Origin of the sequence: Zhongshania aliphaticivorans (assembly GCF_902705875.1) — a bacterium.
GTDB classification, from domain to species: Bacteria; Pseudomonadota; Gammaproteobacteria; order Pseudomonadales; family Spongiibacteraceae; genus Spongiibacter; species Spongiibacter aliphaticivorans_A.
The window spans coordinates 64,352-88,208 of sequence record NZ_CACSIK010000004.1 but is presented as its reverse complement, the minus strand read 5'-3'; the positions used below and the strand labels follow the sequence as shown (position 1 = coordinate 88,208).

The following is a 23,857-nucleotide window of genomic DNA, read 5'->3' as shown; positions in this document are numbered from 1 at the left end:
CTATATGTCCCCTTTTCATTACAAAAACGGCGAACTTTACGCCGAATCAGTACCATTGAGCGCTATTGCAACGGATTTTGGTAGCCCCTGCTACGTTTATTCTCGCGCTTATCTGGAGCAGCGTTTTACCGAATATACCGAGGCGTTAACCGGCCAGGATCATTTGGTGTGCTATGCCGTAAAAGCTAATTCTAATATCGCTGTCCTCAATGTCTTAGCTCGCCTAGGTGCGGGATTTGATATTGTCTCCACAGGAGAGTTAGAGCGTGTTTTAAGTGCCGGTGGACAGCCAGATCGCATTGTTTTTTCTGGCGTTGGTAAAACCGCTGCCGAAATGCAGCGCGCGCTTGAAGTTGGTATTCACTGTTTTAATGTGGAGTCAGAAGCCGAGTTAGAACGCTTGAATGGTGTCGCCGCAAGCATGAATGTGATTGCGCCTATTTCTTTACGGGTCAATCCCGATGTGGATGCTAAGACCCACCCTTATATATCAACAGGGCTAAGGGATAATAAATTTGGTATTGATATTGAGCGCGCGCCGGAGGTTTACCGCCGCGCCGCATCCTTGGCGAATATTAATATCAAGGGAGTTGACTGTCACATAGGCTCACAATTAATAGATACCAGCCCATTTATAGACGCACTAGATCGCGTACTTTCTCTGGTAGATACATTGGCTAGCATGGATATCACCATCTCACACCTCGACTTAGGTGGTGGGCTCGGTGTTCGTTATCGCGATGAAACAGCTCCCGTAACAGCCGACTATATTCAGGCTATAAGAGAAAAACTTGGAAACCGCAAAGTAACACTTATGTTTGAGCCCGGCCGCTCAATTGCTGCAAATGCGGGTGTTTTACTGACCAAAGTAGAATATTTAAAGCTGAATGATCATAAAAATTTCGCCATCATTGATGCGGCCATGAATGACATGATCCGGCCGTCTTTGTATGACGCGTGGATGGACCTTCTCCCTGTACAACCCCGTCAAGACGGTGTTTTACGACACTATGATTTTGTTGGTCCAGTGTGTGAAACAGGTGACTTTCTGGCTAAAGATCGCGAACTTTGTATACAAGAGGGCGATTTACTTGCACTAGCATCGAGCGGTGCCTATGGATTTACCATGAGTTCCAATTACAATAGCCGAGGACGTGCGGCTGAGGTCATGGTAGACGGAGACCAATACCACCTCGTTCGTGCCCGTGAAACTGTCACCGACTTGATGCGTGGCGAGACTGTGTTGCCCTAGACGAGCGTTATCAAATACCGCTCCGTACTGATAGACAGGCACCGCGCCCGCATCGTTAATTAGCGCCATCGGTGAGGCGCAACATAGGGTTATACGATGCAGTTACGCTTTACCAAAATGCATGGCCTGGGAAATGATTTTGTCGTTATCGACCTCATCACCCAGCGTTTCAAGCTCAAACCGCACCATATTCGCAAAATAGCTGATAGGCATTTTGGCATTGGCTGCGATCAAGTTCTTACCGTTGAGATTCCTAGCCAGCCAGACGTTGATTTTCGCTATCGTATTTACAACGCGGAAGGTAGCGAGGTAGAACAATGCGGCAACGGCGCACGCTGCTTTGCGCGCTTTGTTCGTGAGAAGCGACTCACCGGCAAGCAAAAAATCAAAGTAGAAACCCTCGCCGGCATTATTGAACTTGAGGTGACGGAGAATCGACACGTTCGAGTTGATATGGGTGAACCTATATTAGATCCCAAGCGTATCCCCTTCACGGCCGAACTCCAAGCCCCTGATTATGCGCTAGATATTAACGGCAGTAGGTGGCAAGTCGGCGCCGTTTCCATGGGTAATCCCCATGTCATCTTACCGGTAGATGATGTCGACTCAGCCCCCGTCGAACAGGTTGGGCCTATTACTGAAAGTCACCCACGCTTTCCTCAGCGAGTAAACGTTGGGTTTATGCACATTGTCGACCGTGACACAATTCGCCTAAGAGTATTCGAACGTGGTGTTGGAGAGACACTCGCCTGTGGCACAGGTGCTTGCGCGGCGGTTGTCAGTGGTATTGTCCAGGGTAAACTCAATGCAACTGTTACTGCTCACCTTCCAGGTGGCAGTCTGAGTATTCGCTGGCAAGGGCCCGGACAGCCCGTTATTATGACTGGGCCCGCCACGACGGTTTTTGAAGGCCAGATACAAATATAGGATGCCCTGTGGAAAGTAACAGCCCGAAAAATGACGGACTCCCCAGTGAGAGCGAAGTCGCCCGCTACCTTCGCAACCACCCCGGATTCTTTCTTAATAACGAAGATCTGCTTACCGAGCTTAAAATCACCCACAAAACCGGTAAGGCTGTCAGCTTGCTAGAACGGCAAGTTGAAGTGTTGCGAGAACGCAATATGGATATGCGCGGACGTATTAGTAGTATGCTCGACAATGCCCAGCGCAATGACATGCTATTTGACCGTAGCAAATCATTGATCTTATCGTTAATAGAAGCACGCCGCGCGGAAGAGTTCAGCAATACCCTTTGCAGGTATTTAGTTAGCGACTTCGATGATATTGATTACGCCAGCCTCATTCTGTTTGCCGACCCAAAACGGGTGGGCGGAAACTCACTACGGGTTGTAAACCCAGAACAAGCACAACAGCAAATTGGTAGCTTGCTACGAAGTAAAAAAGCAGTATGTGGTGTATTGCGGGCCGAGGAATTGAGTTTTTTGTTTGGCAAACACGCAGACCATATTGGTTCCGCCGCCTTGATGCCCATCGAGCCGGGTAGTATTGATGGTGTCATTGCTATCGCCAGTAAAGACCCTCAACATTTTAAATCCAGCATGGGTACACTATTTCTGGAATATATTGCCGAGGTCGTCAATCGCACGCTACCAAAATTGATGAAGGGGCCGTTTATTTAACACGGCCACTACAGCGTCCTTAGCACTCACGAATAACTGATACTTTGACAGTGGCTGTCCATAAAGTGACGCATTAATGTTAAATATTCACCCTGCCCCAAATGAACAAGATGGTTCCCTGGAAACCAGTGCAAATGGGATTCCGGCCAATGGGCGTGTAATAAACGCACAAATCGCGGAGGGGTAAAGCGGTCTCCAGCCCCCCCTATAATCATAACCTTATCGGGGTCTAACTTAGGCTGATAACTTAAGGGGCTATGAATGGCCAAGCCTCGTCGTAAATCCAAAGGACTCAAACCGCTTCGCTTGCTAATAACATCCATTAAATGCCCTATTGGCATCCAATCCCGCACTGTATCGATTGGCGAGACCAAGGGTGAATTTGGTATACAAAATGCTAGCCGTGGCTCCACTACCGCCATCACGGAACTTAGGTAACCACCAAGGCTTAATCCACTAATCCCCACATGGGGTGCACCGCGATCAAACAAGTAATTCACTAATACACGGAGGTCTGTCACCGCCTGTAACATACCTTCATTCAGCTGCGAAAACCCACCAGAAAATAAACCATAGCCACTAAATGGGTGGCCTCGTTCGGCACGATCACCATGAAAAGGCTGTGTCATCAAGACAATATCGTAGCCACTGTCATAAAATGAACGCAATGAGAAAAATAAACTATTAAATACATAGGCACTCTCGACCACCCCATGCACAAAGATTAGCGTTGGCCTAGGCCCAGATGGGTGCGACCAATACTGGGCTCTCGCGGTTCTATTACGGCTGTAACTTAAAAATTGATCGCTAATTTCTGGGTTTAAGGGTTCAAAAGGGCTTTCAAAACGTAATTCCACTGTGGGAATATCTTTAGGTTTATACGCCAATCTACCCATTTTATGCTCGCTGATACTCACCGTTGGCGGTGGTATAAAGACTTTGTCTACATCTTGTTGCTCGGCGAGATTTGAGTAGAAATCCATCCACTCTCGCTCTCGCTCCAAGCCGCCACGCTTCAGCATTTGCGGCATCAGACTCGCCGAAATCATCATTGATAAACCTGTGCGCATAACCCTGTCCACCATCGCGGTGCCATACACTTTTACGGGGTATTCGCTATCGAGCTCCGTACCATCTGATTGGCAATAAAAATCTTCAGGTAAACTTGTCCACCAAGGTGGTGATTTTTTCACCGGTTGCAACGCCGTTTGTGTCATGCATTAAGTCTCAAACTATTTAGTATTATTAGTATTTCACCGATGTTTGCTCGGATCATTGTAGCTTATTGTTGTACCATATTTTCCTCACAAACATTATAAGCATATCCATATTTTTGGCTTGCTATGCCTTTGATGCTAGTAAAACTTATACTATGTCATGCAAACGCTGCTCAATTCATCACCCTTAACGTAGATATATTTACCCCTCCCGACCCATTAACGGTAAGCACTGACACATGAAAAGCATTAAATTATTGTGTTTTGATTTAGACGACACGCTATGGCTGAGCGACCCCGTCATTCAAAGGGCTGAAGTCACCTTCTATACCTATTTAAACGATGTCGCACCGGCTTTAACCGCCCGGTTCAGTCCTGAGGCACTTAGATCACATCGTTTAGCGTACTTAACTCGCTACCCCGAACTAAAACACCAAGTATCACGATGGCGGTTAGCTAGTCTTAGCGACGCCTTGAAAATCAGCGGTTACTCATCACAAAGCGATGACATTGCTCAAAAAGCATTCAGCATCTTCATTGAAGCAAGGCAAAAAATCACCTTATTTCCACACTGTGAAAAAATAATTGAAGAGCTCAGCAAGCATTACATGCTGATTAGTTTGACCAATGGCAATGCGGATTTAGGTCTACAAGCTGTTAGCCAGTACTTTACTGCCAGCTACAAAGCAGAACAACTTAATGCTGCAAAGCCTGATCCTGCACTCTTTTTAAAGGCCTTGAGCATTGCTTCTTGCTCACCCGAAGAGGCAATACATATTGGGGATAACATAATTGATGATATTACTGGGGCAAAATCAGCAGGCTTGCTTACTATTCAAGCCTGCCTGAAAGCCGATTCTCCTGCCCCTCATACTCTTGCTGACGATCACTTTACTGATTGGCTAGAATTGCCAAAAAAGATAGAGCAGCTACGCATTCGCTAGCTGCCTGATAGGTGTATTAATGCGACGGGGCTAGCTTCTTAGTAGCTATCCAACTCCGTATCAGCATCAGAATGGTTACTGCGTAAATGTGACTCTAAATGCTTTATTTGTCCGCCGTGGGCAAGAAAAGCATCAACATCTTTTGCTAACTGCTCCCGCATCCGGTCATGTATTGTCGATGACAACACCTTCCCATGCGTACTTACAATCTGACTATCTGCACTGCGATTATGCGACCCCATAAGACCACCTCCCAGAAACAAAAAAATTGCATTTGCGAGGTAATTTATACTGCCTTAGATCGCTATTTGGCAAGGGCATCACTAGGCTTTTTCGTTATTTAAAGAGTTAGCAGCAGTCCATTTTTGACTAAGAATTATGTGCACTACAACTAAAAAAGGCGGCCATCAGCCGCCTTTTATCAAATAACGCTATTATCGCTATATTGCTTCTTCGCCCGTTTCGCCGGTGCGGATACGAATAACTTGCTCAAGCGGCGTAACAAAAATTTTGCCATCACCAATCTTGCCGGTATTTGCTGCTTTTGCCACGGTATCAATAACCTTATCCAGTAGCTCGTCAGCAACAGCAATCTCCAGCTTCACTTTTGGTAAAAAATCCACCACATATTCCGCTCCGCGGTACAATTCGGTATGACCTTTTTGACGGCCAAAACCCTTCACCTCTGTCACTGTCACACCTTGCACACCAATTTCTGACAAAGCTGCACGGACATCATCTAATTTAAACGGCTTGATTACCGCACTGACTAATTTCATAGCCGACCCTTCCTTTTATAATTAATAAAATGTCTAGTTAATATCATAAGCTGAGGTGATTCATGATTGCAGAGACAGTGAGAATCAGCCTCTCGTTAAATCTAGCACCACAATAACGAGCCATGGAATTAAGCAACAAAAATGACCTATGCCTACGTTATCTCAGGCTATAAGCGTTTGGCAAGGCCATCGTTACTTTAGTTCAATATCAAAGGAATTGCCCTTGTTCCATACAAAAAAGGGCGCTCCAAGAGCGCCCTATAAAATCACCAAACGGGGGAGACCTACTTGTTGGTGAATTCCGGATAAGCTTCCATGCCACATTCAGAGAGGTCGACACCTTCGTACTCTTCCTCGTCTGAAACACGTAAGCCCATAACTACTTTCAAGATACCCCAGATCACTAGGCTGGCCACAAAGGTCCAAGCAAAGATTACGAAAGCACCGTATATCTGATTACCGAAAGTTGCGTCGCTGTTGTTGAATGGCACTGCCATTACACCCCAAAGACCAACTACACCGTGAACAGAGATGGCACCAACTGGATCATCAATTTTGAGTTTATCCAAGCCAAGGATAGCGAAGACAACCAATACACCACCGATAGCACCGATAAGCGTAGATACTACTGGGCTAGGAGATAATGGATCAGCAGTAATCGCAACCAGACCAGCCAAAGCACCGTTAAGAACCATGGTCAAATCCGTTTTGCCGAACAGTATGCGAGCAACAATCATCGCTGCAATCAAACCGCCACTTGCAGCCGCATTTGTATTAACAAACACCTGTGCAGTCGCATTAGCTTCGTCGATGTTAGAGACCATAAGCTCTGAACCACCGTTAAAGCCAAACCAACCCATCCATAGGATGAAGGTACCCAATGTTGCCATTGGTAGGTTTGCACCAGGAATCGCGTTAACTTGACCATTCTCGCCGTATTTTCCTTTACGAGCGCCAAGTAACAATACACCCGCCAATGCAGCCGATGCACCACACATGTGTACAATGCCTGAACCTGCAAAGTCAGAGAAACCTGCTTCTGATAAGAAACCGCCGCCCCAGCTCCAAGAACCTTGTAGCGGGTAGATAACGCCAGTCATAACTACTGCAAAGGCTAAGAATGCCCACAGTTTCATACGTTCTGCTACTGCACCCGACACGATAGACATAGCTGTTGCTACGAATACCACTTGGAAGAAGAAGTCAGATGAACCTGAGTAATATGTGTCGCCGTTAGAAGCCAATACTTCTTCAACAGACGCATCGGCAATTGAGTTACCGAACCATGCATCCGGCAAAATGCCGCCTTCTGAACCGCCGTACATGATTGTGTAGCCACAAAACAAGTACATGGTACAAGCTACCGCGAACAGCGCGATGTTTTTGGTTAAAATTTCAGTGGTGTTTTTTGCACGAACCAAACCAGATTCGAGCATGGCAAAACCTGCCGCCATCCACATTACGAACGCACCCATCACTAGGAAGTAAAATGTGTCCAGGGCGTACTTGACCTGTATGATGTCTTCCATCACATGCCCTCCAAAGGGAAAGAGAATAATCTTTTAATTAAATGAATTAATATTTATCGCAACGGTGTTACTAGATGGCTTCTTCGCCAGTTTCACCAGTACGAATACGAATAACTTGCTCAAGTGCCGTGACAAAAATTTTGCCATCGCCAATTTTGCCAGTATTTGCAGATTTACTAATTGCTTCGATGGTTGGTTCTACTGAACCATCAGCGACAGCGACTTCAATCTTCACCTTAGGTAAAAAATCAACAACATACTCAGCACCCCGATACAGCTCAGTGTGACCTTTCTGACGACCAAAACCTTTTACTTCGGTGACAGTTATGCCCTGTACGCCGATGTCAGATAGCGCTTCGCGCACATCATCGAGTTTGAATGGCTTAATAACAGCCGTAATCAATTTCATCGGATATCTCCTGTCAATGTGCGTTTACCACACATTAGGATTAAGTTAAGAAAAAGCCGGCGACAACACTGTCGCCGGCCGAGTTTTACATGCTGATTGGTAAGCTGTAAGAAACAACGAATTTCAGATCATCATCATTGTCTTCATCAATCATCTGGCTGAAAGTGAAGCTCAAGCTATCGTTGTATGCATAAGAAACGTCAAAATGGCTGTAGTTTGAATCTTCATTATCGCTATCAGTACCACCTAACGTGAAGGACAAGCTACCTACGCCATAGCCAAGCGTGTAGTAATTGTAACTAGAAGCGCCTGCAACATTGTCATAAATAGTGAAGCTAACACCACCAAAACCTAAGCCTAAAATAACTTCACTTAAATCTAGGTATGTATCACCATTATCTACAAAGCCAGCTGAAGAACCTGGGTACACATAGTTCCAAACACTTAGATCAATGCTAACGCCACCCACTTCGGTAGCGAAGCCAGCATAATAATCAACCTCTTGACCTGCACTGTCATCACCGCTAGAACCCCAAATACCAGCATAAAAACCACCAGTACTGTAAGTCAGATCACCGGAAACAGCAGGAGCGCCGTTACTGAGATCAAAACCACGCCATAAGTACATGCTAGCAACGCTTGCACTTGCACTTAACTCAGCTGAAGCTGGAGCAGCGATCATTGTCATTGAAGCAGCTGCAACACTTGCAGCGATTAAGGTTTTCATTGTTTTCATGTCTTTTAGTCTCCACTAAGGTATAAGAAAGTGATCAAGCACATTCCTGCCCGAGTTATAGCATTTTCAATGCCAACCTTAATATTATTCAATAAAAACAACAAGTTAGAGCAATAAAGCGAAAATATCTAAAATCAATATTGTTGTAGATGTATTCCACACCCCATCGTCAACGAGCAGACACGCTCAAATATAGCGCATTTTTATAAAACTGCTCGGTTGCACGCATTAAATTTACGCACAACTGTTGTGCCCCATGCAATTAAGCATCATTATTTATATTCCAAAAACAACAAAAAATACATAAAAAACAATTACTTAATGACAAAAAACAGCGATCCATCACAACCGACAACCCAAGAGCGCAATAGCACGCACCAAATAAGTGCCAATGCACTATATTCCTGCGAACGCTGTGTTATTGGTCCTCAAATAAAAAAGGGGCGCCCTCTGGCACCCCTTCATCAATACAAATATGCAACATTACTGTGCCACTTGCGCAGCCTCTAATTGTTCAACTCGGATTCGTAAACTTTCAACTTGGCGCTGCAACTGAATTAGAGTAGCTGTCGAAGGGCCCTCTACCCTTTTCGGCTGCTCAGCCGACAATATCAGCTCATCAAGTAACATCCTGCCAGGGTGGCCTGCAGAACCTGCAGAGCCAGGGCTACCTGCCAGCCCACTCGCTCCACCGGGCATCCACTTACGATTACCCGTCAGGGTTCTTTTATTGACATAGTAACCTTCACTACCCTCACCACCCGAGCCTGCATTTCCACCACCACCCCCGTCACCACCTTCACTACTTATGCGCACTAGCTTAGTAATGTCGCCAATAGAGCTCCCCTTACTTAACACTTTATACAGCAAGGCGATATCACCACCGCGGCCACCTTCGCCACCACTACCACCATTTCCACCTTCACCACCAACTGCCTCTTTGCAGGCATCACTTACATCGCTTCCATCACTCCCTGCACCACCATCACCGCCACGTCCACCATTCGACAATATTTGAATTTGACCAAGCGCCTCTAAACCGAGCTGTAAACGAATCGCCAGGCCATCACCACCATCGCCGCCATTTCCCCCCGGTTCACCGTTTGAACAAGCCGATGCCTCTCGACCAATCTCACCCGCCACACCATTTGCACCACTGCCATCAATAACAACCCCATCGCCAATAAACGCGTGCCGCGCTTGCACACGCCACCCACTCACTCCAGACGAAAAAGTAATGATTGCGTTATCACCAATGCGCAGCTCATCGAGCACTAATTCTTGCTGATCAATACCCACAACATATTTTTTTCCAGCAGGTATCGTTAGATTGGCAGCCAGCCCAGCCAGCGGTGTCAGTGCTAGCACAATAACGGCAAGGTATTTCATGAGTAAATCCTTAAAGGGTATATTTAGAGGGAAAACGACTTAGTAGTATAGACTGAGGATAAACGCCTTTATATCTTATTTTGGCACGTCACTAAGTTCTAACCGTCACCATAATCTTTTCACACAACAGTGAATAAGATCATAGTAACTACCGCTAAGTACGCTTATTTGAGCTTACTGTGACATGAGAAGAAAAACACCAAAACCAGTGGCAAAGATCCCTAATGCTGATTGCATAGAAAGTTGCAAAGTCCGATGGTAATGACCTGCCGCAGACAAACCACGTCTTAAAGCAGCACCCACGCCCGCCATAGCTAAAATCAAACCAATATTAAAAAGCAATATATGTAGCATTCCTAACTCGGGGCTTGCCATTCCCGCCGCAGGAATTACCGCGAGCAAGGGCGCTGACCCTGCGCTGCCATGCACAAGGCCCACCAGTAAGGCGTTATAGTTGCGGGGAGGCCTCTCAACGCTCTGCTGATGCTGCCGCCACAAATGCATAAAGGTCATACACCCAATAGCAATTAACATCCACGCAACCAGCGATTCAGCAAAAGCACTAAATTGGGTAGGTATCGCTGCACCGGCCACTAATACCAAGGTGGCAATTACAATGACGGCTAAACCGTGACCAAAGCCCCAATGCAATGCAAAACGAAAACTGTAGCGCCCTCCACTCCGTCCACCAATACCACTTACTGCAGCAAGGTGGTCTGCATCAAACGCGTGTAAAACCCCTGCAGAAAAACCAAATAATAAAATACTTAATAAAGACGCCGAGTCAGCCATCAGTTAGCACTCCTTTCACATTTTCGGCATTAACGTCCAAGCATACCCTGCTCAACAATAAAGCTAACGATATCACCCACCCCACTTCCGTCTTTTAAATTACTAAAAATAAAGGGTTTATCACCCCGCATTTTCTTTGCATCCCTATCCATTACACCGAGATCTGCACCTACTAGCGGAGCCAAATCAATTTTATTAATCACTAATAAATCTGACCGCGTAATCCCGGGGCCACCTTTACGGGGTATTTTATCGCCGGCCGACACGTCAATAACATAAATGGTAAGGTCAGATAACTCAGGGCTAAACGTAGCGGCTAAATTGTCACCCCCGCTCTCTATCATAATGAGTTCAAGTTCAGGAAAACGCCCACTTAATTCTGCAACCGCAGAGAGGTTCATCGAGGCATCTTCGCGAATGGCGGTATGCGGACAGCCCCCAGTTTCTACACCAAGGATTCGATCCTGCGACAACACCTCATGACGCAACAAAAACTCAGCATCTTCGCGGGTATAAATATCATTTGTTATTACTGCAATATCAAACCTCTCGCGCAATTCAGCGCACAAGGTTTTGACTAACGCCGTTTTACCTGAGCCAACAGGCCCACCAATTCCAAGCCGCAATGCAGGCTTCTTCATACCGTTAACTCCACTACTCTCAAACTCACACCGAGCTTATAAATTTTATGAACGAAACAATCTTGAATACTGCGTTTCATGCTGCATAGACACCACCGCCAAGCCCGGCAAACCGGCACCAATATCATGATCTTCACGCACACAAGCCTCTGCAACCGTTGTCTCTATACAAGGCATTAACGTCATTAGTAGACGCTGACCATCGGTCTGCCCAAACGGAACTAATTTAATCGCTGCAGCGACCTGATTTTCTAGCCAACTCCAAGCAAACCCGCTTAAAGCGTCATCATCATTTATATCAAAGTGATGCGCTGCCATCGCAAAACCGGTGGCGAAACTAATCGACTTCTGTTGAGGCCACCGCTGCGCTGACGGTAATTCTAATGAAACCAATAAGCGCAATAGAGCCTCACCCATCTGCACATCTTCCAGCAGTAACTCCCGCGTCTCCCGAGCTGCCTGCAAAGTGTCATTCCAATCTTGCACTGCTTGCCAGTCACCTTGTCGCCAAGCTTTTAATAAGCGCAGCAGCACGGGTAAATCTAAACCACCAACGCTGTGATTTAAAACCTCGCCAAGCCAATCCACCGCGCTATTCATATCGTGAACCCAGCCTCGCTCCACGGCATATTCTAAACCTTGGGAATACGCATAAGCGCCGACAGGTAAGGCCGGACTTACCAACTGCATAAGATGTAACAGCGGCCTAGCCATGATGATGGTCATGTGAATGACTATGGGAGTGCGCGCCGGTACTGCTATGATAAGCCCCATTTTCTGGGTGGAACGTTTTATCGGTAACTAACACCGTCAGGCCTAGGCCTCTTACCATATCGTCTAACACATGGTCATGCTGGTAACGCAACTCTTCAGCTTCAATTTGCAATGGAACATGCCGATTGCCTAAATGATACGCTGCCTTGGCCAACAATAATGGATCATTACTACGCACTTCTGATACCGTCTCTTCTGCGGCAACAACAAGAATTTTCTCACCACTTTTCGCAATTAAAACTTCACCATCAGCTAACACTTTCCCCCGCTCAACAAACCACGCTACATCTTGACCGCATAGGGTTTTTGCTCGAAAGCGACTACGTTGACGCTCCTGATAATTCAACACCAAGCGGATCTCACTACAGCCCCCACCCAGTTCGTAACACTCCAACATCATCGGTTCCTTGTTAATTCTTGTAACACTGCATCAAAACAAACAATACAACTGAGCCAGTGGCAACTCATTCGCCGGCTCGCAGATCAGCAATTGGCCATCAGCGCGCACTTCATAAGTATCGGGATCTACATCCATTACCGGCTGATAATTGTTTAACACCATATCCGCCTTGGTCACGTTCCTGCAGTTTTTTACTGCGACTAACGGCCTGTCCAAGCCCAGCGAAGAGGCTATATCAGCTGTAATCGCTGCCTGACTGACAAAACTCACAGAGGTCTTCACACACGCCTTGCCAAATGCACCAAACATCATCCGGTAATGTACCGGTTGCGGCGTTGGAATTGACGCGTTGGGATCGCCCATCGGCGCTGCCGCAATGGCCCCACCTTTGATAATCATTGATGGCTTAATGCCAAAAAAAGCGGGTTTCCACAGTACTAAATCCGCCAATTTACCCACTTCAATTGAACCCACCTCATGTGAAATTCCATGCGCAATAGCGGGGTTGATTGTGTATTTAGCAATATAACGACGCGCTCGGAAGTTATCACTTCCGTTGCTATCTTCAGCAAGCGGACCTCGCTGCATTTTCATTTTATGTGCCGTCTGCCATGTTCTACACACCACTTCGCCCACTCGCCCCATGGCCTGAGAGTCGGACGAAATCATAGAAAACGCCCCTAAGTCGTGAAGAATATCTTCAGCGGCAATGGTCTCTTTTCGGATTCTAGAATCGGCGAAAGCAACGTCTTCTGGAATATTAGGGTCCAGATGATGGCAGACCATCAACATGTCCAAATGCTCATCTACCGTATTGACCGTATAGGGACGAGTTGGATTTGTAGACGATGGCAACACATTTGCCGAGCCACACGCCTTAATTATGTCAGGAGCATGCCCACCACCGGCCCCTTCAGTGTGGTAGGTATGAATTGTTCGGCCTTTAAATGCATCTAAGGTGTCTTCTACAAAACCCGACTCATTGAGCGTGTCGGTATGAATAGCCACTTGCACATCGTACTTTTCCGCCACACTCAAACAGCAATCAATTGACGCTGGCGTGGTACCCCAATCCTCATGGAGCTTCAGCCCCATTGCCCCCGCTTGCAGTTGCTCCTCCAAAGCCCCAGGCAAACTTGCATTGCCCTTGCCTAAAAAGCCTAAATTCATTGGAAAACTTTCAGCCGCTTGCAGCATAGTGCCGATATGCCACGCACCCGGAGTACACGTTGTCGCATTCGTCCCCGTAGCAGGGCCCGTTCCACCACCCAGCATGGTGGTTACACCGCTCATCAATGCTTCTTCAATTTGTTGAGGACAAATAAAATGAATATGAGCGTCAATGGCACCCGCTGTTAAAATTTGTCCCTCTCCGGCAATCACTTCGGTACAAGGGCCAATAATAATGTCGATATCTGGCTGAATATCGGGGTTACCGGCTTTACCAATGGCCGTTATTCTACCCGCCGTGATGGCGACATCGGCCTTCACCACGCCCCAGTGATCCAATATCAATGCATTGGTAATCACGGTATCAGGAGTAAATTCACTACCTAATTGGCCTTGCCCCATACCGTCTCGGATGACTTTACCACCACCAAACTTTACCTCTTCGCCATAGCTGGTGAAGTCTTTTTCAACTTCTATCCAAAGCTCGGTATCAGCAAGCCGAACCTTATCACCCACCGTGGGGCCATACATATCCGCATACGCGCGGCGATCAATGCTGGTCACGAGCTTACTCCTGTATCGCTAGCCCCATCTAAAGCCCCCATGACATCGCCACGAAAACCATACACTTCCCGTTTGCCCGCCAAGGCAACCAACTCTACCTCTCGGCTTTGACCAGGCTCAAACCGAACCGCCGTACCCGCCGCAATATTTAAACGAAATCCACGACTCGCTTCACGGTCAAACACCAAGGCCAGATTCGCCTCAAAGAAATGATAATGTGATCCCACTTGAATCGGTCTATCACCACTATTGGCAACGTCAATAATCAATGTTGCTCGCCCTTCGTTAAGCACAATACTACCCTGTACGACGTGCACTTCACCTGGAATCATGGTGCCTCCGTTCATGCAACCGTGAGCTGCTAAATTCGTTAAACAATGGGGTTATGTACGGTAACAAGCTTAGTTCCATCGGGGAACGTTGCTTCCACCTGCACTTCATGGATCATCTCTGCAACACCTGCCATCACATCATCTCGGCTCAATACCTCACGGCCTGCGCTCATCATCTCGGCAACGCTGCGCCCCTCGCGCGCGCCCTCCATCACTTCAGCGGAGATAAGTGCAATGGCCTCGGGATAGTTTAATTTCAACCCTTTCGCCTTGCGACGCTCTGCCAGTAACGCGGCAGTAAAAATTAATAATTTATCTTTATCTCTCGGACTCAATTCCATCGTCTGCGTATCCCGTATTTAATCTATTTCATCACCGCTGAACTAGTATTCAGGTATTCCAAATTCGTGGCGCACATGCAGGTCGAGCGTTAAATACCGGCCGCAATTGTGACCACAGCCAAACAAAACCCTTGCGACACTGCTCCGGAGAATTGCCCAAATAACGTGCTAAAAAAATCTCTCTTTTCTGTGATATGCCCCACTCGGCCGGCTGCCAAGCTTTGTCACTTGCAAGGTCCGCCAAGCCTTCGCGTAAGTCATCCAGCAGTTGTTGATCACACTGCAACGTCATCACTAAGGTGCCGCTAACCGACATGCCATTCATACCCCAAGGTGCATCCAACATTCGGCTGCCACCTAGCCATTCGGTACGCTCTTTAAATACAAGCTTATCGTTTCTACTAATTTCTATTTTTTGAGTGCAGCGACCATGCTTAAAATTTTCACCGCTTGCACGTCGACCCAATACCACAATATCCCATGCACATAGCTTGGCATCACCTTGCAAAAAGAATTGATTACAAAGCTCCGCCTCTGCACCCTCAAAAATGATCGTTTCCTGAGGAAGCCACTCCAAACAAGCGCCATCAGCAAGTTGTGCAGTGACGGCCTGTGCTTGCACAGTTTTCACCAAATCACTTCGGTACACCTTACCTGCAGATGGCGTGGTAAGGAGTGCCTGTGCGCCGCCATCTAAAGCTAAATCCACCTCCAAAACATCACCGGCCACCATCCCGCCCGGTGGGTGTAAGAGATATACGTGGCAGCAATCACCCTCTGGATAAAATGGCCGCTGCACCCGCAACGGCCCCTTATGAAGAGAGCGCGCCAAATCAGTGCGATTAACCCCGGCGCGAAAACCAAGAGCTATCGATGCCGACCAAGATTTTCTAGGCGTAGCCTCAACGCTTGAGACAGACAAGCTAGAGCTTACAGGTGCTATGGCCGTCACAGCGATTCCTTATTGATAAACACCGACATTTAACGCGAAATACTTTTATCACCACGTCTTCACATTCTTAAATATTCAGCAATAACTGTACCATCGCTGTGCGTTTTTTACGAAGTTGCGCTAAATAAGTTCTCAAACCAAAGCTTCTCCGCACCGAGTTTGGGCGCGCAAAATCCGAAAGTGAAAAAGAGGGGAGCTAGAGGGGGTGAAAATGACGCTGAGGGACAAGCAGCTCCACCCAGCGCATAGGATATTGGCTGTTATTCTTCGCTTACTTCTTCATCAAATTCCACATATAGACTCGGTGTGTTTTCTTGAATAGGAGCTTCAGGTACTGACGTTTGACTTGGCACCACTGCCGACTCTACCGCCGAAGTTGTAATACTTGTCGCACCGGCCTTAAACGCCTCAGCAAGACTGCGGGATTGCTCGCGCAGCGGCATCGCCTCTATATCACTGACACCCGCTTCTTCATTGATACGCTGTAGCAAAGACTCTACATACAAAATATATTGCTCGGCTTCTTCTTCATCAATTTCAACAATCTTTGCTGATTCTTCCGCAATATAATAAGCCCGCATAGCTTGTGTATAAGCTTTGTGGCTTAAGCGCTTTACGTTTTCTCTATCACGATAATTGTTTTCAATAAAATCACTCGCGTAATCAATGGCCTCCTCTGCTTTTTCGTAAGACACCTCAGCAAAGTCTTCCGCATCTATTGATTCGGCCTCATCTAGTTTTTCAATGGCTTTGTTAAGGTAGGTTGCCTTCATGGTCTCTACCTCAACATACGCAAAATATCCTAATACCTTGGCTTCATTGTCTTTCACCTCGGCAAGCAATCCACCCTCAATGTCCCGGATTAAGCCTTCTAGCTTGTTAACGGCCTTTCGATACAGTTTTGGATGAACCGCGTCTGCATTAATTTCCAACAACACTTTCTGATGATCAAACACCTTACTAAGCTGTGTTAGTGCGGTATTTTTATTTTCATACGCATCTGCAATTAATTTACTTGCCGCAAAGGCAGCGCTAATGGCAGCAAGTCGATCCTCTGGTAAAGCAATTTTCTTACTTATCTTAACTGCCTCGGCCAGCTTCACTTTGGCTTGCTCCATGTGAGAGGGGGCATAAAAACCCAAATCATTAACAAGCGCCGCTTCATAGGCCTTTTCAGCTTGCGCTATAGCTTCCTCTGGCGTTGCATCCGATTTTCCCGCTTGCTCTTGCGCCCGAAACTCAATTTGCTCTTTATTAGCAACATGGGTATTCATGCATCCAGAAACGAGCCCTAAAATACTCGCCAATAAAATATATTGAAAAAAGCTTGGCATTAACAATTCCTCATAAAAACAGGTGGATTCAATCTATTTTACCCAATCTATTACACACTACCACAAACAAGTGACAATCAACGTAAGCGGCAACCATGGTAGAGGTGCCAACAGGGGCTAATAACGCTACACTTGAACAATACTTGAGGACATCACAATGACAAAACCCGATTTTATGGCTCAATTAGCACAGCAAGCTAGTAAGTTAATAAATAATGGACCTGAAATACAGCACGATATTGAAGAAAAGGTGCAGGTTTTATTGCAAGGTGGCTTTAGTCGTTTAAATATGGTGTCGCGTGATGAGTTTGACGCACAGGTTGCCGTACTCAACCGCACCCGCAGTAAACTGGAAGCCCTAGAAAAGCAATTAGCCGAACTCAGCCAACAACTAGAAAGCCAAACCACCGACAATCACTGAGCTTGTCCAATTAGATAAATCGCTATGCTACCTTCAAGGATGAAGATACATGCCTCTCGCTACTGTATACAGCCGTGCCAAATTGGGAATCAATGCCCCGTTAGTCACCGTTGAAGTTCATTTATCTGGCGGACTCCCTGCTTTCAATATTGTCGGTTTGCCAGAAGCTACCGTGCGGGAAAGCCGCGACCGAGTTCGCTCCGCCCTGCTCAATTCTCGTTTTGAATTTCCAGTCAGTCGCATCACCGTCAATTTGGCACCTGCCGACCTACCCAAAGAAGGGGGCCGCTTTGATCTACCTATCGCAATTGGAATTTTACTAGCCTCTGGCCAAGTACCTGCGGCACCGCTTGAAAGCTTAGAATTGATTGGTGAGCTGGGTTTAAGCGGAGAATTACGTGCTGTCGATGCCGCCCTTCCCGCTGCAGTACAAGCAAGTATCGCCGGGCATTGTTTAATTCTACCCGCTGCCAATACCGGGCTAGCCTCCATCGTCGACGACACCGGCGTTCGAGAAGCTGACTCACTGCTGGCCGTTGCCGCCCATTTACACGGTCAACACAGCTTGCCATTCGCACGCGCCAGCGAAGAGCCTATTGATTCAGAGAAATACCCTGACTTAAGTGAAGTACGAGGCCAAGTAGGCGCCAAGCGAGCCTTAGAGATTGCTGCGGCCGGAGGCCATAGTTTACTGTTGAGTGGCCCTCCAGGCACCGGAAAAACGCTGCTGGCAAATAGATTACCCGGCATATTACCGCCCTTAACAGAAGCCGAGCGACTGGACATTGCCACGGTACAATCTGTTGCTGGCCAAGCACTCCGGCTCCACCGCCCATTTCGCTCACCTCATCACACTGCTTCAGCGGCCGCGCTAGTCGGCGGTGGAAGCCACCCCCGACCCGGTGAAATCTCGCTCGCGCATCATGGAATTTTATTTTTAGATGAATTATCTGAGTTTCCTCGCAAAGTGTTAGAGGTTCTGCGCGAGCCGATGGAATCGGGTGAAGTTGTCATTTCTAGGGCAGCGAAACAATTAACATTTCCTGCTAAATTCCAGCTTATTGCGGCAATGAACCCCTGCCCTTGCGGTTATGACGGTGACGAGAATAAGGACTGTCGTTGTACGCCGGACCAAATACAACGTTATCGTGGAAAAATATCTGGGCCGCTGCTCGACCGTATTGATTTACGCATTACAGTCCCTCGCTTACCACCGGGAATATTGCAGCAATCCTGCCAAGCCGAAACCAGTGCCACGGTTAGAGAAAGGGTATGCGCGGCCCGCGCCCGCCAGTATCAACGAAGCCCAAACATAAACGCCAGACTCAGTGCCGATGAGGTGGCCACGCTCTGTGCACTAGATACGCCAAGCAAACAATTCATGCTCCGCGCAGAGCAAAAGCTAGGGATTAGCGCTAGGGCTCATCATCGTTTAGTAAAAATTGCGCGAACAATTGCCGATCTAGATAAGGCAGAAAATATAGCACTAAGCCATTTACGGGAGGCTTTGCTGTATCGAGGCGAAATCTAGCTACTGGTCATTGACCAATTAGCCCCAAAACAAACTTAGCTAAAATTACTCACACTAATTCTGTTTATCTTCAGTTAAAGAATATGGCGAAGGTTCAGATGGATCAGGACGTGTTTTAAAACGCTGATGAACCCAAAGATACTGTTCAGGCGCTTCTTTGACCTCCCGCTCCAATAATTCGTTAAATTCTCTAGCCACCTCAACAGGCTCATCAGCAAGGTCGTCCAACGGCGCCAGAATACGCAATAAATATTGACCATTCGCCTCTCGACGAAAGAAAAAGGGCACCAGCGCTGCACCGCTACTTTGCGCCAATCTACCAGGCACGGTGACTGTGGCTGCCTGGATACTAAAGAACGGTAAAAAAACACTGTGGTCCATGCCATACTCACCAAAGTCTTGGTCAGGCGTATACCAAACGATCTTTCCTTGGCGCAGGTATTTCAAGGTCTTACGCATATCATCGCTGGGAATCATATCAGCGAAATGCCGTAATCTCGCCTTTAGAACCATGTCTTCTTGGAGCGGGTCAGGATAGCGGCGATAAACACCATGCACCTTATAGTGAAAGCTCAACATTCGTACGCTGAGTTCTTGCGTAGTAAAATGCGCGCCGAGTAACAAGACACCCTTGCCTCGCGCTATTGCCGCGTCTAGGTGTTCAGCGCCCTCGATCCGATACTTATCACTTAATAGCGCATCTTCACTAAACCAGCTCGCCGCAGAGTCAAAAAAGCCCATACCAAGAGCATCTACATGACGTCGCAACAACGCCTCTCTCTCCGTTTCTTTCATATCCGGAAAACAAAGTGCTAAGTTTGTCCGCGCCACATGCAAACGCTGCCCCAGCAAGGGCCATAAAATGAGTGCCAAACCACGACCAATTGCGAGCTGCTTACCTAAAGGCAGTTTTGCTAACAGCTTAATTAAGCAATAAATAAGGTGCAGCATAAACTTGCGCAAACGCTTGGGTGGCGGTGGCGGTGGCGGTGGCGTGCTGTGATTATCAGGTAACTCTGCTTTACTCATTATTGATCCTGCACTGCCAGCGGAATTTGAAAGCGCTGACAATAATCACCAAAGGATCGGTCTACATCTTCTGCAGCTAGACCAAAATCAGCCAGCTGGTATTTATGACTCCCGTGTTTATTCTGCGGATTCGTCGCAAGATATTCAGCGATCTTCTCTGCCATCACGTCAGAATATGAATATCCAAAGTGCGAATAAATACGACGTATTACTGCCACTGGGTCAGTCAATAAATCTGCGTATTGGACATCAAATACCCGCTCCGCCGGATGATTAAGTCGCGCCGCCATGCCTCGCTGCAAAGAGATCGCAAGCTGACTATTCAAATGCCGACCGACCGCAGCGCAATCCACCGTATCACAAGCCGCTTGCTGCATGACTGCATCTAAACTGCAGATAGAGGGCAGAACCTGCTTTGGATCGCGATGTGTTTGTACCACACAAGCATCTGGAAATGTGGTTAATAACGCATCTAACCAATTTAAGTGGAATGGGCTCTTTAGCACCCAGTGACCACCACCTCGCTGCCATTGCAGAATCTGCAGTTGTTCCTTGTACTCTTCATAAGCAGCGCAAACTTGTTCGGTACTTAAACTATCAATCCACTGCTTATATTCATCATTATCTTCCTCAAAAATTGGCAGAATATAGGCATTGGCCAACAAACCCGCGCACTCCTCCGGTCCCGTTGGATCAATATCATGGATCTTACGGAGCGCCGGCATCAAGCCTCGCAACTGCTCGACCACAGCCTTAGCGCGAGGGATTCGAGGATCAGGTTCACCCTCTACAATGCCTTCATCAGGCGTTGGCTGCATCGTCTCCCAAAATAATAAAGGCCTCGCCGCAGGGTCTAGTGCCAACAACTGGCTCAGCAGCGTGGTTCCCGTTCGTGGAAAAGCCGTTACAAATAGCGGACGCTCAATACGTTGCTCACGAATTTCGGGATGGCGCTTCAGCAAATCCTGAATACGCAAACGATTGATCAACGGCTTAAGTAATATTTGCCAAGCAGCCACTTTGCCTAAAGGACTAAAACGCTGATTATCTTTAAAGTAGGCTAAGCGCAAACGGAAGGGTTCAAGAAAGCGAGGGTCGCCAAAATCATCTAAACCCGTTTTCTTCCGCGCTGCCGCCATTAACGCTTGCTCAGAGAAATTGGGGTAGTTCAAACCCAAAGCCTGAGCCTTGCCAAGACACCATTTCGCAATATGAATCCAAAGCCCAAAACTTGGCCCTTCTTCCCAAGGTTTTTTTGTCGACTTACTTTGGTTCATTTATCACACTCTCTCGTCAACATAGGGCTAAACTTCCCAACAGATAAAATTAATTGTATCCCGCCTACCCAATTGAAACAGCTTAGCGATCAAGACGGTGAGGGGGTTTTCTAAATCGAATACCCACATCACTCTAGGTAGGCAGTTAACCGCTATGGTAAAAATCAATGGAGATTTCTTCCGCACGTGCTCCCAGCTATCAAAGTCTAAGATAACCTTGAGAAACCAATATAGTTTTTTAACGGCAATTAGGGGGATATTAACAGGCATATCTTTCGTAAACCGTTAACTCGGTAACACCACTATTTACCCACCAATGCGGTTCTTCCCTTCCTCTGCCACTGCTACAATGTTCAGCCTTCTCAACTTCGGCGCAGGACACGGCAATCGCGTGAGCAAACTCAACGACAGACAACGCGAAGCGGTGCTTTATATCGATGGCCCCATATTGGTATTGGCGGGTGCGGGTAGTGGTAAGACCAGCGTCATTACTCGCAAAATGGCCTACCTCATCGAAAAATGCGGCATGCCCGCACGCCACATTGCCGCGGTAACATTTACCAATAAAGCCGCACGCGAAATGAAAGAACGCGTCTCTCAACTGGTTAAAGGCAAAGCCGCTCGCGGCTTAACGGTGTCGACCTTCCACAATTTGGGAATGACTATTCTACGCAGCGAATACAAAGCATTGCAGTATAAATCCGGCTTCTCGATTTTCGACAGCCAAGACGCTCAGGCTTTAATCCGCGATTTACTCATGCAAGACCACGGTGCTGAGAGCGACAATGCCGACCGAATTCAACACCGAATCTCGCAGTGGAAAAACGAATTCATTACCCCGCAACAAGCCATTGCCAGCGCAGAAGGGCCGGCCGACATTCTGTGCTCACAGGCATATTTACGCTATCAAAACGCCTTAAAAGCCTATAACGCCTTAGATTTTGATGATTTGATCATGCTGCCAGCGCTATTATTTCAGCAACAACCGGCTATTTTGGAAAAGTGGCGGCAAAAAATACGCTATATGTTGGTAGACGAATACCAAGACACCAACGGCGCCCAATACCACTTGGTGAAACAACTGGTTGGCGACCGTGGCGGACTCACCGTTGTGGGTGATGACGATCAATCTATCTACGCTTGGCGCGGTGCAAAGCCTGAAAACCTGGCATTGCTGGGCAAAGATTACCCGCATCTAAAAGTTGTAAAACTGGAACAAAATTATCGTTCTACAGCCCGCATTCTCAAAGCGGCAAATACCGTTATTGCCAACAACCCCCATGACTTGAATAAGGCCTTGTGGTCTGAGCTTGGCCACGGCGAACCGATTAGGATCATCCGCTGTCGCAATGACGACGCCGAATGCGAACGTGTCGTAACCGAGATTCTTGATCACAAACTCCGCACTCAGGGACGTTTTGGTAATTACGCTGTTTTATATCGCGGCAACCATCAATCGCGCCTATTAGAATTAAAACTACAGGTACACCAAATACCTTATAAGCTCAGCGGGGGCACGTCGTTTTTTGCGCGCAATGAGATCAAAGACATCATGGCGTATTTGCGCCTCATCATTAATCCGGGAGATGACAACGCCTTTTTACGGATTGTAAATATACCCCGCCGCAAGATTGGTACCTCAACACTGGAAGGTTTAGGCCGCTATGCCACCGATCGTGAAGTGAGCATGTACGACGCTTGTGATGAATTAGGGCTGGGGCAACACTTACCCGAGGCAGCGGTTTTACGTCTTCGGGAATTTACCGCTTGGCTAAATGCTCTGCGCCGACAATGCTATGAAGGCGACCCTGTAGCCACTGTGCGGCAACTAGTGAATGATATCGATTACCTAGACTGGCTAATTCAAAACGCCTCCTCCATTGCCATTGCAGAACGACGAATGGCCAATGTTCACACATTGATTAATTCATTAGAGAAATCAATAAAAGACGACGACAGTGAAAATGCTATAGAAGGCGCAATAAGCCGCTTAGTGCTACGTGACTTAATGGAGCGTCAGGAAGACGAAAAAGAAAGCGATGACCAAGTGCAGCTAATGACTCTTCATGCCGCCAAAGGCTTGGAGTTCCCGCATGTTTTTATGATTGGTCTCGAAGAAGGCATTCTTCCTCACCAAAATAGTATAGACGACGGTATGATCGAAGAAGAGCGTCGGCTGTGTTATGTGGGTATTACTCGCGCCCAGCGCACTCTTACCATGAGCTACTGCGCCAAACGCAAGAGTTTTGGCGAGTTTACCAGCTGTGATCCAAGTCGATTTTTAGCTGAACTGCCACAGGAGGACTTAGAATGGGAAGGTCGTGGCGACAACGATCCTGCACAAAATCAAAAGCGCGGCGGAGAAACTCTCGCCAGTCTACGCGATATGCTTGGTTAAATTTCA

25 protein-coding genes are annotated in these 23,857 nt (G+C 47.2%); 7 read left to right on the top strand and 18 right to left on the bottom strand.

The features are described 5' to 3' along the window. Positions 1 to 4: 4 nt before the first annotated feature. The 3 genes from lysA (at position 5) to AELLOGFF_RS17300 (ending at position 2,892) form a co-directional block, all read left to right on the top strand. Positions 5 to 1,252 carry a diaminopimelate decarboxylase gene (gene lysA, locus AELLOGFF_RS17310; protein WP_159270260.1) on the top strand — a complete coding sequence of 416 codons (1,248 nt, stop codon included), beginning with the start codon at positions 5 to 7 and terminating at the stop codon, positions 1,250 to 1,252. 96 nt (positions 1,253 to 1,348) lie between these two features. Then, positions 1,349 to 2,179 carry a diaminopimelate epimerase gene (gene dapF / locus AELLOGFF_RS17305; RefSeq protein WP_159270259.1) on the top strand — a complete coding sequence of 277 codons (831 nt, stop codon included), beginning with the start codon at positions 1,349 to 1,351 and terminating at the stop codon, positions 2,177 to 2,179. Between the two features lie 8 nt (positions 2,180 to 2,187). After that, positions 2,188 to 2,892: a DUF484 family protein gene (locus AELLOGFF_RS17300; RefSeq protein WP_159270258.1), complete on the top strand. Its 705-nt coding sequence runs from the start codon at positions 2,188 to 2,190 to the stop codon at positions 2,890 to 2,892. Between the two features lie 26 nt (positions 2,893 to 2,918). On the opposite strand, the gene AELLOGFF_RS17295 is transcribed toward AELLOGFF_RS17300, so the two are convergent. Continuing rightward, positions 2,919 to 4,109: an alpha/beta hydrolase family protein gene (locus AELLOGFF_RS17295; protein WP_159270257.1), complete on the bottom strand. Its 1,191-nt coding sequence runs from the start codon at positions 4,107 to 4,109 to the stop codon at positions 2,919 to 2,921. Positions 4,110 to 4,348: 239 nt separating this feature from the next. Here AELLOGFF_RS17295 and AELLOGFF_RS17290 point away from each other — a divergent pair, with 239 nt between their 5' ends. After that, a complete protein-coding gene (locus AELLOGFF_RS17290) occupies positions 4,349 to 5,053 on the top strand; it encodes an HAD family hydrolase (protein ID WP_159270256.1) in 705 nt (234 codons plus the stop codon). Between the two features lie 38 nt (positions 5,054 to 5,091). Here AELLOGFF_RS17290 and AELLOGFF_RS17285 read toward each other — a convergent pair whose 3' ends face one another. The 15 genes from AELLOGFF_RS17285 to AELLOGFF_RS17215 all read right to left on the bottom strand — a co-directional run bounded on the left by AELLOGFF_RS17285 (position 5,092) and on the right by AELLOGFF_RS17215 (position 17,195). Then, the gene (locus AELLOGFF_RS17285; RefSeq protein WP_159270255.1) at positions 5,092 to 5,295 is read right to left on the bottom strand and encodes a hypothetical protein; all 204 of its coding nucleotides are present in this window, start codon (positions 5,293 to 5,295) and stop codon (positions 5,092 to 5,094) included. 198 nt (positions 5,296 to 5,493) lie between these two features. Beyond that, complete coding sequence (glnK, locus tag AELLOGFF_RS17280; RefSeq protein ID WP_159270254.1) at positions 5,494 to 5,832, bottom strand: P-II family nitrogen regulator; 339 nt, start codon at positions 5,830 to 5,832, stop codon at positions 5,494 to 5,496. 284 nt (positions 5,833 to 6,116) lie between these two features. Then, entirely contained in the window at positions 6,117 to 7,361 is a 1,245-nt protein-coding gene (locus AELLOGFF_RS17275) for an ammonium transporter (protein ID WP_159270253.1), read from the bottom strand. A 70-nt stretch (positions 7,362 to 7,431) separates the two neighbouring features. Further along, positions 7,432 to 7,770: a P-II family nitrogen regulator gene (gene glnK / locus AELLOGFF_RS17270; RefSeq protein WP_159270252.1), complete on the bottom strand. Its 339-nt coding sequence runs from the start codon at positions 7,768 to 7,770 to the stop codon at positions 7,432 to 7,434. 85 nt (positions 7,771 to 7,855) lie between these two features. Further along, the gene (locus tag AELLOGFF_RS17265; RefSeq protein ID WP_159270251.1) at positions 7,856 to 8,506 is read right to left on the bottom strand and encodes a TorF family putative porin; all 651 of its coding nucleotides are present in this window, start codon (positions 8,504 to 8,506) and stop codon (positions 7,856 to 7,858) included. A gap of 483 nt (positions 8,507 to 8,989) precedes the next feature. Further along, on the bottom strand, positions 8,990 to 9,895 hold the full coding sequence (locus AELLOGFF_RS17260) for a hypothetical protein (protein WP_159270250.1): 906 nt from the start codon (positions 9,893 to 9,895) through the stop codon (positions 8,990 to 8,992). Positions 9,896 to 10,069: 174 nt separating this feature from the next. Further along, positions 10,070 to 10,687, bottom strand: coding sequence for a hypothetical protein (locus AELLOGFF_RS17255; protein WP_159270249.1), 618 nt, complete (start codon positions 10,685 to 10,687; stop codon positions 10,070 to 10,072). 29 nt (positions 10,688 to 10,716) lie between these two features. Next, on the bottom strand, positions 10,717 to 11,328 hold the full coding sequence (gene ureG, locus AELLOGFF_RS17250; RefSeq protein ID WP_159270248.1) for an urease accessory protein UreG: 612 nt from the start codon (positions 11,326 to 11,328) through the stop codon (positions 10,717 to 10,719). Positions 11,329 to 11,373: 45 nt separating this feature from the next. Then, positions 11,374 to 12,042: an urease accessory protein UreF gene (locus AELLOGFF_RS17245; protein ID WP_159270348.1), complete on the bottom strand. Its 669-nt coding sequence runs from the start codon at positions 12,040 to 12,042 to the stop codon at positions 11,374 to 11,376. Next, a complete protein-coding gene (gene ureE, locus AELLOGFF_RS17240; RefSeq protein WP_159270247.1) occupies positions 12,035 to 12,499 on the bottom strand; it encodes an urease accessory protein UreE in 465 nt (154 codons plus the stop codon). Before ureE ends, AELLOGFF_RS17245 begins: the two co-directional genes overlap by 8 nt. Positions 12,500 to 12,532: 33 nt before the next feature. Further along, entirely contained in the window at positions 12,533 to 14,236 is a 1,704-nt protein-coding gene (gene ureC / locus AELLOGFF_RS17235; RefSeq protein WP_159270246.1) for an urease subunit alpha, read from the bottom strand. Further along, complete coding sequence (locus AELLOGFF_RS17230; RefSeq protein WP_159270245.1) at positions 14,233 to 14,568, bottom strand: urease subunit beta; 336 nt, start codon at positions 14,566 to 14,568, stop codon at positions 14,233 to 14,235. The genes ureC and AELLOGFF_RS17230 overlap by 4 nt, the downstream gene beginning before the upstream one ends. Before the next feature lie 38 nt (positions 14,569 to 14,606). Continuing rightward, complete coding sequence (gene ureA / locus AELLOGFF_RS17225; RefSeq protein ID WP_159270244.1) at positions 14,607 to 14,909, bottom strand: urease subunit gamma; 303 nt, start codon at positions 14,907 to 14,909, stop codon at positions 14,607 to 14,609. Between the two features lie 49 nt (positions 14,910 to 14,958). Next, entirely contained in the window at positions 14,959 to 15,861 is a 903-nt protein-coding gene (locus AELLOGFF_RS17220) for an urease accessory protein UreD (protein ID WP_159270243.1), read from the bottom strand. Between the two features lie 260 nt (positions 15,862 to 16,121). Next, a complete protein-coding gene (locus AELLOGFF_RS17215; protein ID WP_159270242.1) occupies positions 16,122 to 17,195 on the bottom strand; it encodes a hypothetical protein in 1,074 nt (357 codons plus the stop codon). 157 nt (positions 17,196 to 17,352) lie between these two features. On the opposite strand from AELLOGFF_RS17215, the gene AELLOGFF_RS17210 reads away from it, so the two are divergent. Both AELLOGFF_RS17210 and AELLOGFF_RS17205 read left to right on the top strand, forming a co-directional pair. Further along, positions 17,353 to 17,616: an accessory factor UbiK family protein gene (locus AELLOGFF_RS17210; protein ID WP_159270241.1), complete on the top strand. Its 264-nt coding sequence runs from the start codon at positions 17,353 to 17,355 to the stop codon at positions 17,614 to 17,616. Positions 17,617 to 17,665: 49 nt separating this feature from the next. After that, positions 17,666 to 19,147, top strand: a complete 1,482-nt coding sequence (locus AELLOGFF_RS17205; RefSeq protein WP_159270240.1) for a YifB family Mg chelatase-like AAA ATPase — start codon at positions 17,666 to 17,668, stop codon at positions 19,145 to 19,147. Positions 19,148 to 19,201: 54 nt separating this feature from the next. On the opposite strand, the gene AELLOGFF_RS17200 is transcribed toward AELLOGFF_RS17205, so the two are convergent. Both AELLOGFF_RS17200 and AELLOGFF_RS17195 read right to left on the bottom strand, forming a co-directional pair. Beyond that, complete coding sequence (locus AELLOGFF_RS17200) at positions 19,202 to 20,176, bottom strand: lysophospholipid acyltransferase family protein (RefSeq protein ID WP_159270239.1); 975 nt, start codon at positions 20,174 to 20,176, stop codon at positions 19,202 to 19,204. Beyond that, positions 20,176 to 21,453: a sulfotransferase family protein gene (locus AELLOGFF_RS17195; RefSeq protein WP_159270238.1), complete on the bottom strand. Its 1,278-nt coding sequence runs from the start codon at positions 21,451 to 21,453 to the stop codon at positions 20,176 to 20,178. The genes AELLOGFF_RS17200 and AELLOGFF_RS17195 overlap by 1 nt, the downstream gene beginning before the upstream one ends. Before the next feature lie 391 nt (positions 21,454 to 21,844). On the opposite strand from AELLOGFF_RS17195, the gene rep reads away from it, so the two are divergent. Beyond that, positions 21,845 to 23,851, top strand: coding sequence for a DNA helicase Rep (gene rep, locus AELLOGFF_RS17190; protein ID WP_159270237.1), 2,007 nt, complete (start codon positions 21,845 to 21,847; stop codon positions 23,849 to 23,851). Positions 23,852 to 23,857 lie beyond the last annotated feature (6 nt).